Here is a 13,137-nt window from a genome sequence, read left to right on the forward strand (position 1 = left end):
AAGAACAATAATTCGTTTTTACATACAGAAACCGCAACAAAAGCTGCGGTTATTTAATTTTGTTTTAACTAAAGCATCTCAACTGCGATTGCTGTAGCTTCACCGCCACCAATACAAAGTGTGGCAACACCTTTACTTAAGCTGCGTTGTTTTAATGCATGGATAAGCGTTACGATAATACGAGCACCACTTGCACCAATAGGATGACCAAGTGCACATGCACCACCATGAACGTTAACTTTTTCATTGTCTAAATCTAGTTCTTTGATCGCAAGCATAGTTACCATGGCAAACGCTTCATTGATTTCAAATAAATCAACATCATCGACAGACCAACCGATACGGGCGAATAACTTATTAACAGCACCAACTGGCGCTACAGTAAATTCACTTGGTTTTTGTGCATGGTTAGTATGGCCAACAATTTTACAAAGAGGAGTTAACCCACGCTTTTCAGCATCAGATAAACGCATTAGTACCATTGCTGCAGCACCATCTGAAATAGAGCTTGAATTAGCGGCTGTAATTGTACCATCACGCTTAAAAGCAGCACGCAATGAAGGGATTTTTTCTGGACGGGCATTACCAGGTTGCTCATCTGTATCTACTGTTACATCACCACGACGTGTTTTATATGTAACAGGTGTAATTTCATTTTTAAAATGACCTGCAGCAATAGCAGCATTAGCCTTTGCTAATGAAGAAATGGCAAATGCATCCATGTCTTCACGCGTAAAGTTAACGTCGTCAGCTGTTTCTTGGGCAAAACAGCCCATAGCAATGCCGTCGTAGGCATTTTCTAAGCCATCAAACATCATGTGGTCAATAACTTGGCCATGGCCCATGCGCATTCCGCCACGAGCTTTAGGTAATAAATAAGGTGCTTGTGACATGCTTTCAAAACCACCTGCGACGGCTACATCAATACTGCCAGCAGCAATTGAATCAAATGCATTCATTGTCGCTTTCATACCTGAGCCACAAACTTTACTTACTGTAGAACATACAGTGCCAAGATCTAAATCTGCGCCAAGAGCTGCTTGACGAGCCGGCGCTTGTTTCAAGCCTGCGGCAAGCACACACCCCATAACAACTTCATCAATCTGGTCTGAAGCTAAGTTGGCTTGAGATACAGCCGCACGAATTGCTTGTGCGCCTAATGTTGGCGAAGCAACATCGCTAAGTGCGCCCATAAAACCACCCATAGGTGTTCTAACTGCTGATACGATTACGATAGGATCTGATAATGACATGCAAATTGTCCTTTATTTAAATGAATTCTTAGATAATAAATTTTCGCATTAGGGTACAATATTTTTCAAGTTTACGCCAACGTAAAGCTCATACAAAATAAGTAGAATTGTAGTCAATTCGTGACGATCAGTAGAAATACCTTCTTAATCGGCTTTATATTCGCCATTAGCACTTTTCATATTTCATCAATAATTAAGAACTACAAACATCAAAAGTTTACCTTTACGTAAACTACCTCTTTAGATATACTCAATTCAAATTATTAATAGAATAATCTAATGGCAACTCAAAAAACTGCAACTTTTTCAATTGGCGATCTCGCTAAAGAATTTGATATTACCACTCGTAGTATCCGTTTTTATGAAGATCAGGGGTTAGTCATTCCAGAGCGTAAAGGCCAAACTCGTATTTATAATAGACGTGACCGTGTGAGGTTAAAGTTAATATTACGCGGTAAGCGCCTAGGCTTTTCATTAGCTGAAACTGGTAAATTATTTGAATTGTATGATGCAGATAAAACCAGTACTAGCCAGCTAGATACTATAAAACAGCTAATTTCAGATAAAAAAACAGCATTAATTCAGCAACTCGATGACATTAAAGTGGTGTTAATGGAATTAGACACATTAGAGAAGCGTTGTGAAATGGCGCATAAAGAATTAAACCAAAGCAATAATTTAAACTAAAATAGTAATAAATATTATTTTAAGTACATAAAATACATTATTAAAGGAACCAGCATGATTTCTACATTTTCATCATTAAACTTCAACTTAGGCGAAACCGTGGACATGATCCGCGACACAGTTAACTCATTTGCTCGCGATGAAATAGCACCTCGTGCTGAACAAATTGACATTGATAATGAATTTCCAGCAGATTTATGGCGTAAATTTGGTGATTTAGGCTTATTAGGCATGACCGTTGAAGAACAATATGGTGGTTCAGATTTAGGTTATTTAGAGCACATGGTAGCAATGCAAGAAATCAGTCGAGCATCAGCTTCTGTTGGCCTAAGTTACGGCGCTATGTCTAACCTTTGCTTAAATCAATTAAGTAAAAATGGTAGTCATGAGCAAAAAATGAAATATCTGCCTAAACTTTGTTCTGGTGAGCATATTGGCGCACTTGCAATGTCAGAGCCGAACGCGGGTTCAGACGTAGTTAGTATGAAATTACGCGCCGATAAGAAAGGTGATAAATATATTTTAAACGGCAACAAAATGTGGATCACCAATGGTCCAGATGCCAATGTTTATGTAGTTTATGCAAAAACCGATATTAATGCGGGCTCCAAAGGTATGACAGCCTTTATCGTTGAACGTGACTACCCTGGTTTTTCTCGTCATCAAAAACTCGATAAATTAGGTATGCGTGGTTCTAATACTTGTGAGCTTGTTTTCCAAGATTGTGAAGTGCCAGCTGAAAATATTTTAGGTGAAGAAGGCAAAGGCGTACGTGTATTAATGTCAGGTTTAGACTACGAGCGTGTTGTTCTGTCTGGTGGACCATTAGGTATTATGGATGCTTGTATGGATTTAGTTGTTCCTTACATTCATGACCGTAAACAATTTGGCCAATCTATTGGTGAGTTTCAATTAATCCAAGGTAAAATTGCCGATATGTACACTCAAATGAATGCAGCAAAATCATATGCATACATGGTTGCCATGGCATGTGACCGTGGTGAAACTACCCGCAAAGATGCAGCAGCCGTTATTTTATATTCAGCGGAACTTGCTACTAAAATGGCATTAGATGCAATTCAATTACTTGGTGGCAATGGTTACATTAATGAATTCCCAGCAGGTCGTTTATTACGTGATGCTAAGCTTTATGAAATTGGCGCAGGTACTTCTGAAATTCGTCGTATGCTTATTGGCCGTGAATTATTTTCAGAGTCAAAATAAGTAAAAGAATAAAGGGGTCAGTACCCATTAATTTAAAGGGTACTGACCCCATTAAAATTTCAAACAAATTATAAGGTTAGCACCGTGGCTAAAATAACCAGTAAAATCAACGTTCGCAGCCAAGACTTTGCCGATAATGCAACGCATATGCAAGCACAGGTAGACGACTTAAAAACTAAACTAGACAATATTAAACTAGGTGGCGGCGAGAAAAGTCGAGAACGCCATTTAAGCCGCGGTAAATTATTACCACGCGACCGTGTTTATAACCTTTTAGATTCAGGTTCACCTTTTTTAGAGTTTTCTCAGCTCGCTGCCAACGATGTATATAAAGACAACATTCCAGCAGCAGGGATCATTACCGGTATTGGCCGTGTGGGTGGTCAAGAATGTGTCATCGTTGCTAATGATGCCACGGTAAAAGGTGGTACTTATTACCCGCTAACAGTTAAAAAGCATATTCGTGCACAAACTATTGCCTTAGAGAATAACTTACCTTGTATTTACCTCGTTGACTCTGGTGGTGCAAACTTGCCAAATCAAGACGATGTATTCCCTGACAGAGAACATTTTGGTCGTATTTTCTTTAACCAAGCGAATATGTCTGCACAAAACATTCCACAAATTGCAGTTGTAATGGGCTCTTGTACTGCTGGTGGTGCTTATGTACCAGCTATGGCCGATGAATCTATTATTGTTAAAGAACAAGGCACCATATTTTTGGCTGGTCCGCCACTGGTTAAAGCTGCAACAGGTGAAGTTGTTAGTGCTGAAGACCTAGGTGGTGCTGACGTTCATTGTCGTACTTCTGGTGTTTCAGATCATATGGCTCAAAACGATCATCATGCATTGCAAATTGCTCGTCAAACTATTGCTAATTTAAACCGCGTTAAGCCGGTTCAAATGAACATTGAAGAAGTAAAAGAGCCAATGTATGACAGTAAAGAGATTTACGGCATTATTCCTAAAGATTCTCGTCAGCCTTATGATGTACGTGAAGTTATTGCTCGCGTAGTTGACGGCAGTGAATTTGATGAATTTAAAGCATTATACGGTACAACGCTTGTATGTGGCTTTGCACGTATTTTCGGCTATCCAGTAGGCATTGTCGCTAATAACGGGATACTCTTCGGTGAATCTGCACAAAAAGGCGCTCATTTTGTTGAGTTATGTGCACAACGAAAAATACCACTAATTTTCCTACAAAACATTACCGGTTTCATGGTTGGTAAACAATATGAAACAGGTGGCATAGCGAAACATGGTGCCAAAATGGTTACCGCTGTTGCTTGTGCTAAGGTTCCTAAATTTACCGTGCTTATTGGTGGTAGTTTTGGTGCAGGTAATTACGGTATGTGTGGTCGTTCTTATGACCCTCGTTTCTTATTTATGTGGCCAAATGCTCGTATCTCAGTAATGGGCGGTGAACAAGCGGCAGGCGTTTTAGCTCAAGTTAAACGCGATCAAAAAACCAAAGCAGGTGAAGATTGGAGTGTTGAAGCTGAAGCTGAATTTAAACAACCAATAATTGATACCTACGAAAAACAAGGTCACCCATATTATGCCTCAGCCCGCCTTTGGGATGATGGTGTTATTGATCCTAGTGAAACCAGACAAGTATTAGGTTTAGCAATTTCAGCCTCGTTAAATAAAGAAATCGAAGATACCCGCTTCGGTATCTTTAGAATGTAGGACAGAATTGATGAATGATAATAAAGTATTACTAGACATAGATAATCGCGGTATTGCTACCGTTACTTTAAACAATCCAGACAAACATAATGCCTTTGATGACGCTGTAATTAACGAGCTAACCAATACCTTTAATACCATTGCAAGTAATGAAAACGTTAGAGCAATGGTATTGGCATCAACCGGAAAAAGCTTTTCAGCGGGTGCTGATTTAGGTTGGATGAAGCGCATGGCAAGTTATTCTTATGAAGAAAACTTAAAAGATGCCAATGCCTTAGCTAATATGCTTAAAGTCCTTAATTTTATGCCAATGCCAACCATTGCTAAAGTGCAAGGGGCTGCTTTTGGCGGTGCAGTCGGGTTAGTAAGTTGCTGTGATATTGCCATTGCCTCAGAAAAAGCTAGCTTTTGCTTAAGTGAAGTAAAACTAGGCCTTATTCCAGCAACTATTAGTCCATACGTGGTAAACGCTATGGGGCTAAAAGCCTGTCGTCGATATTTTCAAACTGCTGAGCGTTTTTTTGCTAGCAAGGCTGAGCAAATAGGCTTAGTCGACGAAGTCTGCGCTGTCGATGAGCTTGATGATAACGTTGAGGCTATGCTGTCAGTATTATTACAAAATAGTCCAGCAGCAGTAAAACAAGCTAAGCAACTTGCTTTTGATGTGGCATACCAGCCAATAAATGATGAATTATTACAAGATACTAGTAAGCGTATTGCCGCAATTCGAGTGTCACTAGAAGGTCAAGAAGGGTTAACTTCATTTTTTGAAAAACGCCCTGCCGCCTGGATAACAAAATAGGATCGATACAACAATGTTTACTAAAATATTAATTGCAAACCGTGGTGAAATTGCTTGTCGCATTATTAAAACAGCTCGTGAAATGGGCATTTTAACTGTTGCAGTTTATTCTGATGCAGATGCCGATTCTTTACACGTGAATATGGCCGATGAAGCCATTCATATAGGTGGTTCTCCTTCTCGAGAAAGTTACTTACTTGGTGATAAAGTTATTGAAGCGGCAATAAGAACTGGCGCACAGGCTATTCATCCTGGTTATGGTTTCTTATCTGAAAATGCAGATTTTTGCCGAAAATGTGCCAAACAAAATATTATTTTCATTGGCCCTCCTGTTCCTGCAATTGAAGCTATGGGTTCAAAGTCTGCAGCGAAAGTTATCATGGAAAAGGCCAATGTACCTTTAGTTCCTGGTTATCATGGCGATGATCAAAATCCAGCCATTATAAAAAAAGCGGCTGATGATATGGGTTATCCTGTATTACTTAAAGCCACAGCTGGTGGCGGTGGTAAAGGCATGCGTCAAGTTTGGTCAGAAAGTGAATTTGAAGAAGCTTTAGCCGCTGCAAAACGAGAATCTTTATCATCATTCGGTGACGATACTATGTTGGTTGAAAAATATTTAACCCAACCTCGTCACGTCGAAATCCAAGTATTTTGCGATAACCATGGCAATGCTGTTTATTTATTCGAACGCGACTGTTCTGTACAGCGTCGCCATCAAAAAGTGATAGAAGAAGCGCCAGCGCCAAACATGAGCGTAGAGCTACGCCAGAAAATGGGTGAGTCAGCAATTCAATCTGCGAAAGCAATCGGTTACCAGGGTGCTGGAACAGTTGAATTTTTGCTTGATGTTGACGGTTCATTCTACTTTATGGAAATGAATACACGTTTGCAGGTAGAGCACCCGGTTACTGAAATGATCTCAGGCCAAGATTTAGTTGAGTGGCAGCTTCGTGTTGCCGCTGATGAGACCCTTCCGTTAAAGCAAAATGAACTTGTACTTAATGGCCATGCTTTTGAAGCGCGAATTTATGCTGAAGATCCAAATAACGACTTCTTACCTGCTACAGGTAAATTAAGCTATTTAAGAACACCTGCAGAAAATGAGCATGTGCGTATTGATACCGGTGTTCGCCAAGGTGATGACGTCAGTGTTTTCTATGATCCGATGATCGCAAAATTAATTGTTTGGGGTGAAAACCGTGAAAAAGCCCTACAGTTATTAGCTAAATCGTTAATGGAATACCGAATTCAAGGTGTTACCACTAATATCGACTTTCTTTATAACTTAGCTACGGCTAAGCCCTTTCAGCAAGCTGATATAGATACTGGGTTTATCGAAAAACATCATGATTTAATTTTTCATGATGACGAGAAAACACTTTCTGACGAACTGCCAATTGCTGCACTTTATTTAGTATTAGCACAAGCTAACAAAGCAAAGGCGATTGCGCAGAACACAAATGACCCGCATTCTCCGTGGAATGCCACCAACGCATGGCGACTCAACGAATCTCATATTCATGCATTTGAATTAGAGCATAACGATATAATTTATCCAGTAAATGTTGAAGAAAAACGCCAAGGTAGTAGTACGTTTTATTTAATCACAGTCGCTGGTAAAACTGTTGATTGTCAGGGGCACATAGATGGCGACACGTTATTTGCTAACGTAAATGGCTATCGCTTCAATGCTACTGTTGGTGAAAATCTTGGTCAATATAGCCTATTTAGACAAACTGGAGTGATTCATTTTACTAAAGTTGAACCAGACTGTGGTGATGCAAGCAATGAGCAAAGTGGTGGCGGTCTAACAGCACCAATGAATGGCACTATGGTGACATTATTAGCCGCTGTAGGTGAAACAGTTAAAAAAGATCAACCATTACTAATCATGGAAGCAATGAAAATGGAACATACTATTCGTGCACCAAATAATGGTAGTGTTAGCGAATTTTACTTCAATGTTGGTGATATGGTTGATGGTGGCGCTGAATTATTAGCGTTTACTGCAGAAGTTGAGAGTGAATAATCATGACTATTGTAACTAGCGGCGCAGGGAACTCTTTGCCTAAACAAGTGAAAATTGTTGAAGTTGGCCCTAGAGATGGCTTACAAAACGAAGCGAAACTTATCAGTGCAGAAGACAAAATTTCTCTTATAGAGCAATTGGCTAATGCCGGCGTAAGCTATATTGAAAGTGGTAGTTTTGTATCTCCTAAATGGGTGCCACAAATGGCTACATCAACTGATGTTTTTAACGGCATCAATCGTCTAGATGGTATTACTTATGCGGCACTTACACCAAATATGAAAGGTTTTGAAAGTGCGATTGCGGTTAATGCTGATGAAGTTGCTATTTTTGGTGCCGCTTCAGAATCATTTAGCCAAAAGAATATTAATTGTTCAATTGATGAATCTTTAGAGCGTTTTTTACCCGTTATTGCTGCGGCAAAACAGCATGGATTGAAAGTGCGCGGTTATGTTTCTTGTGTAGTTGGCTGCCCTTATGAAGGAGATATAGCACCTGAGCAAGTGGCAATTGTTGCTAAAAAGCTATTTGATATGGGTTGTTATGAAATATCTCTTGGCGATACCATAGGTGTTGGTACCGTACATTCAGTAAAAGCAATGCTAGACGCGGTAAGTCAGCAAGTGCCAATAGAGAATATAGCGGTACACTTCCATGATACATATGGACAAGCGCTTACTAACATTTACGCGGCATTAAGTAGTGGTGTAAGTGTGGTAGATTCTGCAATAGCCGGTCTTGGAGGCTGTCCTTATGCTAAAGGCGCATCGGGTAATGTTGCAACCGAAGACGTGGTTTATTTACTTAATGGCTTAGGTATTAAGCATGGTATAGATTTTGATAAATTACTGCAGGCCGGTTGGTTTATTTCAGATAAATTAGATAAGGCCCCTATTTCAAAAGTGTCTAATGCAATGCGGGCAAAACAGTAATAATAAATCGTATAAAATAAATGTAGCCAGTAGTTAAACTACTGGCTTTTTTGATGGCTTAATTTTTATTCAGCTATAATTCATGTGTTACATGTAATTCGGGTAAATCGAGTTCAAACAACGCTTTGTTATTTTTGATAGAAAAAGGCCAGTTCTCAGACACTTTATCAAAATGCTGTATATCTTCAAAATCATAGTAAGAATCCCATCTATATCCGACTTTAATCTCACCTGATAACTGTTCAATAATTGTATCGGACACTTCAAATGTTTCCATTTTCACATGCGCTCTATCACAATATTGTTGCGACACTCTCGTCATGCGTTCATGAAATTTAAGTTTATTAAGAACCAAACCTTCGGTGATTACTTTAGATAGTGTATTCTTACAATTAAGATCGTGACCAAATAAATCTATTTCTACTTTAATTTTCTGATCCATCGTATAGCGCTCTATGATTATTTTTTTAATGCAAGGATCTTAACAAAGAACCAAAAGAAAATAAAAGTCATTTCGTAATATTACACAACCAATTACAAAAACTAGTTAAATAAAGAGTGTTTGGAAAATATCTATAAAATATAATTTATGATGAAGTTATTAACATCGTTAATAATTTCATTTGATTTCATGATATTAAACAATCCCATTAACCTTAGGTTTTATTGATAACTTTCTACAATTTTGGTTTAGAATAATAGTATTGGGTGAATGTTTTCTTATTATGGAACTGGCATATGTTTACGGAGCAAAAGTTTTTAGTGTTAATGGTAATTACTTTCATAACTATTATTAGCGTGTCAATGTCAAAAGCATTTGCCTATTCAGAAGCAAGTTATTCAGAAAATCCCTCCATGGTAGTAGTGGTGGTAACTAACCGATAATGTTAGTGAACGGTTAAGAGCAGATCTTTCTGCTCTTTTTTTTGCTCAGAGAAGAGCCATATGCAGAAATAACATGGATGTTTAAATTCCTATTTTGCTCATAATTAGCTGATTAAATTTGTTCATCTTGAAAATTTCTATATAATCCCCTTCATATTAAGCATGACAGCATAGAACTTGTCATCAATACTCCAATTTCATTAGGTATCGCATGACAAGTAAAGCAACTATCGGTTTAACTAATCCTAAAAGCCCAAGTAATGTAGGTGCTGTAATGCGCGCGAGTGGCTGTTACCAAGTAGATTCAGTTTTCTACGATGGAGGCCGTTATGCCTTTGCAAAGAAATTTCATACCGATACTCAAAATGCGCTATTAAACATCCCACTAGTTGAAACAAACCGTTTATTAGATGTAGTGCCTGATGGTGCTAAAGTTGTTTGTATTGATTTAGTTGAAGGTGCAGTTGCCCTGCCCGATTTTGAACACCCTGAAAATGCCTATTATATTTTTGGTCCTGAAGATGGCACGATTGAACAAGAAGTTATCGATAACGCAGATTCAGTAGTATATATACCTACCATAGGTTGCATGAATTTAGCCGCTACGGTAAATGTAGTTTTATACGACCGATTAGCAAAGTCAGAAAATAGAATTGGTGGTGACGAACTTATTAGAGAGAGTCGTGATACCAACAATACAGCAAAAGTAACAGTGAGCGGGTTATAAGGCTACTTGGTGCCAAATATTTTGTCACCTGCATCTCCAAGGCCAGGTATGATGTAGCCATGTTCATTCAAATGATCATCAATAGATGCTGTATATAAATCTATATCTGGATGCTTCTCTTCTAAGGCTTTAATGCCTTCTGGCGCTGCAACCAGAACTAAAGCGACGATATTTTTACAACCACGCTCTTTCAATAAATCGATTGTCGCTATCATAGAACCACCTGTGGCAAGCATAGGGTCAATAACCAGTGCTAGTCGCTCATCAATCTCACCAACAAGCTTTTCAAAATAAACAATTGGCTCGAACGTTTCTTCATTCCTGTACATGCCAACAACTGAAATTAAGGCGTTAGGGATCAGTTTTAGCACACCATCCATCATCCCTAAACCAGCACGTAGTATTGGTACGATGGTTACCTTTTTTCCTTTAATTTGTTGAACTGAAACTTGTCCGTTCCAGCTATCAATGGTTATATTTTCAAGTTCAAAGTTTTTTGATGCTTCATAGGTCAACAAACTGCCGACTTCGGATACTAATTCACGAAAATCCTTAGTACTGACATCGGCAACACGCATTAAACCCAATTTATGTTTTACTAACGGGTGATTTACTTCAAAAACGTTCATAATATTTCCCTATTAGGTTGTACATGGCCTTTAATATTATGGTTAATAAATTGTCATTTGTAATCTTAAATAGAAAAACTATTCAGCAGTGTTTACCTTACGCCCTCTTTTACGTATGGATTGCTACGTCGCTCCTCACCGAAGGTGCTCATAGGTCCGTGACCAGGAATAAACCTAACATCATCACCTAATGGCCATAAATTAGTTTTAATTGAATTTACTAAGGTTTCTTGGCAGCCTTTAGGAAAATCAGTACGACCAATTGAACCTTTAAATAACACATCGCCAACTTGAGCAAGTTTGGCCGTTTTACTGAAAAAAATCACATGCCCTGGCGTATGGCCAGGACAAAAATATACTTCTAATATCTCATTACCAACAGTTACATTATCCCCCTGCTCTAACCAACGACCTGTTTTAAACACCCTTGCTTCAGGAAAACCAAATTGTTGTATTTGTTGTGGGAAAATATCAATCCAAAACTGATCTGCTTTATGCGGACCTTCTATAGGCAAGTTTAATTTATCAGCAATATCTTGCGTGCCGCCAGCATGATCAACATGAGCGTGGGTTAACAACAATTTTGTTAACGTCACACCTTCATGCTCAGTCGCGGCGAGTAATCGGTTACTTTCTCCTCCAGGATCAATCAATGCTCCCTCCATGGTTTGATCGCACCATATTAAAGTGGCATTTTGTTGAAACTGGGTAACGGGAATTATTTTAAATTGCAGCATATTCAATAAATATTAAACTAAACGATGAAGACTATGATAAGCAGTGTTATTGCAGGTTTCCAGTTCAATATTCACTAGAAGCTATTTATTAACGTGTATTTCACAATTTAACTTGCCAAACCTTTAAAAAGCTAGGTAAGCTCAGCCTATAGAGAATAATAATAATGATGATGAAAAATACTTTATGAGTACAACGAGAGATTCCTTTCAATCCCGTCTAGGGTTTATTTTAGCAGCTGCAGGTTCAGCGATAGGCCTAGGTAATATTTGGGGTTTCCCAACTCAAGCAGCAAACAATGGCGGTGGCGCTTTTGTATTTGTTTACCTTATTGTGACCGTTTTATTAGCTTTACCGGCGTTATATGCCGAAATGTACATTGGTAATCAAGCTCAAAAAAATCCAGTAGGAGCTTTACAAGATGCCTGTGAAGATGTGTCTCGAAACTTAGGTAAGTACGCTGGTTTATTTGGTCTGCTTGGCGCCATTTTAATGCTTAGCTTTTATACCATAGTTGCTGGTTGGATGCTTGCTCATGCATTATCACCATTAATGGAATTAATAGGGTTTACTGATGCTGCTATTTGGCTTGGTGAATCAAGCCACGCTCGCAATTTAGCCTTTACGCCAGTATTCATTATTTTAGGTGCTTTGATCATTAACCAAGGGGTGAGCAAAGGAATTGAACGTTGGTCTAGCCGATTGATGCCAATTTTATTTGTGCTTCTAATTGGCTTAATTATTTATATATTACAACAACCTGGTGCAAATGAAGGGGTGGCGATGTACTTACAACCCGACTTTAGCCAGTTGCAAGATCCAATGCTGATAATCTCAGCCATGGGGCAAGCTTTCTTTTCATTGTCCATTGGTGTTGGCGGTATGATGGTTTACGGCTCTTACATGAAAAAGAATGCCAATATGGGCCAACTGGTAATATCAATTGGCGCACTTGATACATTGATTGCTTTTCTTGCGGGTTTATTAATTATTCCAACCTTGTTTGTCGCTCAACATCTGGGCTTAGAGGTATTTGCAGATGGAAAGCTTATTGGCGGCCCGCAATTAATATTTTCAATATTACCTACCTTGTTTGATTCCATGGGTGATATTGGTGTTTATGTAGCCCTAGTGTTTTTCTCATTGATGTCTATGGCAGCCCTAACGTCCACTCTCTCATCAACAGAGGTACCTGTTGCATATTTAGTTGAAGATAAAAGTTATTCCCGAAGTAAAGCGACAATTTTGGTTTCACTTATTGTTCTAACTGCTTGTATGACCATCGTTTATAATTTTGATAGCTTGTTTGGACTTATTATAACTTGGGTAAATACATTCCAGTTACCAATCATGGGGCTATTTTACTTTATCGTTGTTGGTTGGATTTGGAAGCGCGGTAATCAATTAGCAGATCAGGCTTTACTCGCTAGTAAGCCTTCGTTGAAGTTATGGGGCAACTATTTACGCTATGTTTGTCCTATCTTACTTTCAATAGTATTTATTAGCGTAATTATGGCACTTTAATGATAAAAACTAGGG

At 38.7% G+C, this 13,137-nt stretch carries 12 protein-coding genes; 8 read left to right on the forward strand and 4 right to left on the reverse strand.

Translation table 11 applies throughout. The features are described 5' to 3' along the window. Nucleotides 1–68 precede the first annotated feature (68 nt). Complete coding sequence (locus tag RGQ13_RS12600) at nt 69–1,253, reverse strand: acetyl-CoA C-acyltransferase (protein ID WP_348390099.1); 1,185 nt, start codon at nt 1,251–1,253, stop codon at nt 69–71. Nucleotides 1,254–1,532: 279 nt separating this feature from the next. Here RGQ13_RS12600 and RGQ13_RS12605 point away from each other — a divergent pair, with 279 nt between their 5' ends. From RGQ13_RS12605 to RGQ13_RS12630, 6 genes are all read left to right on the forward strand, one after another. Then, nucleotides 1,533–1,940, forward strand: coding sequence for a MerR family transcriptional regulator (locus RGQ13_RS12605; protein WP_348390100.1), 408 nt, complete (start codon nt 1,533–1,535; stop codon nt 1,938–1,940). Nucleotides 1,941–1,994: 54 nt separating this feature from the next. Then, nucleotides 1,995–3,164: an isovaleryl-CoA dehydrogenase gene (locus RGQ13_RS12610; RefSeq protein WP_348390101.1), complete on the forward strand. Its 1,170-nt coding sequence runs from the start codon at nt 1,995–1,997 to the stop codon at nt 3,162–3,164. Nucleotides 3,165–3,248: 84 nt separating this feature from the next. Beyond that, nucleotides 3,249–4,856, forward strand: coding sequence for a carboxyl transferase domain-containing protein (locus RGQ13_RS12615; protein WP_348390102.1), 1,608 nt, complete (start codon nt 3,249–3,251; stop codon nt 4,854–4,856). A gap of 10 nt (nt 4,857–4,866) precedes the next feature. Next, nucleotides 4,867–5,658 carry an enoyl-CoA hydratase/isomerase family protein gene (locus RGQ13_RS12620; protein ID WP_348390103.1) on the forward strand — a complete coding sequence of 264 codons (792 nt, stop codon included), beginning with the start codon at nt 4,867–4,869 and terminating at the stop codon, nt 5,656–5,658. Between the two features lie 13 nt (nt 5,659–5,671). Then, nucleotides 5,672–7,690, forward strand: a complete 2,019-nt coding sequence (locus tag RGQ13_RS12625; protein ID WP_348390104.1) for an acetyl/propionyl/methylcrotonyl-CoA carboxylase subunit alpha — start codon at nt 5,672–5,674, stop codon at nt 7,688–7,690. Nucleotides 7,691–7,692: 2 nt separating this feature from the next. Next, nucleotides 7,693–8,622, forward strand: a complete 930-nt coding sequence (locus tag RGQ13_RS12630) for a hydroxymethylglutaryl-CoA lyase (protein WP_348390105.1) — start codon at nt 7,693–7,695, stop codon at nt 8,620–8,622. Between the two features lie 73 nt (nt 8,623–8,695). On the opposite strand, the gene RGQ13_RS12635 is transcribed toward RGQ13_RS12630, so the two are convergent. After that, nucleotides 8,696–9,064, reverse strand: coding sequence for a hypothetical protein (locus RGQ13_RS12635; RefSeq protein ID WP_348390106.1), 369 nt, complete (start codon nt 9,062–9,064; stop codon nt 8,696–8,698). Nucleotides 9,065–9,718: 654 nt separating this feature from the next. On the opposite strand from RGQ13_RS12635, the gene RGQ13_RS12640 reads away from it, so the two are divergent. Next, nucleotides 9,719–10,234 carry an RNA methyltransferase gene (locus RGQ13_RS12640; RefSeq protein ID WP_348390107.1) on the forward strand — a complete coding sequence of 172 codons (516 nt, stop codon included), beginning with the start codon at nt 9,719–9,721 and terminating at the stop codon, nt 10,232–10,234. Nucleotides 10,235–10,236: 2 nt separating this feature from the next. Here the strand turns inward: RGQ13_RS12640 and upp are convergent, their stop codons facing one another. Together upp and RGQ13_RS12650 are read right to left on the reverse strand one after the other, a co-directional pair. Next, nucleotides 10,237–10,863, reverse strand: coding sequence for a uracil phosphoribosyltransferase (gene upp, locus RGQ13_RS12645; RefSeq protein ID WP_348390108.1), 627 nt, complete (start codon nt 10,861–10,863; stop codon nt 10,237–10,239). Nucleotides 10,864–10,955: 92 nt separating this feature from the next. Continuing rightward, the gene (locus tag RGQ13_RS12650; protein WP_348393407.1) at nt 10,956–11,597 is read right to left on the reverse strand and encodes an MBL fold metallo-hydrolase; all 642 of its coding nucleotides are present in this window, start codon (nt 11,595–11,597) and stop codon (nt 10,956–10,958) included. 187 nt (nt 11,598–11,784) lie between these two features. Between RGQ13_RS12650 and RGQ13_RS12655 the strand changes: the two genes are divergently transcribed. Then, nucleotides 11,785–13,122, forward strand: coding sequence for a sodium-dependent transporter (locus RGQ13_RS12655; protein ID WP_348390109.1), 1,338 nt, complete (start codon nt 11,785–11,787; stop codon nt 13,120–13,122). Nucleotides 13,123–13,137 lie beyond the last annotated feature (15 nt).

Origin of the sequence: Thalassotalea psychrophila (assembly GCF_031583595.1) — a bacterium.
GTDB classification, from domain to species: Bacteria; Pseudomonadota; Gammaproteobacteria; order Enterobacterales; family Alteromonadaceae; genus Thalassotalea_A; species Thalassotalea_A psychrophila.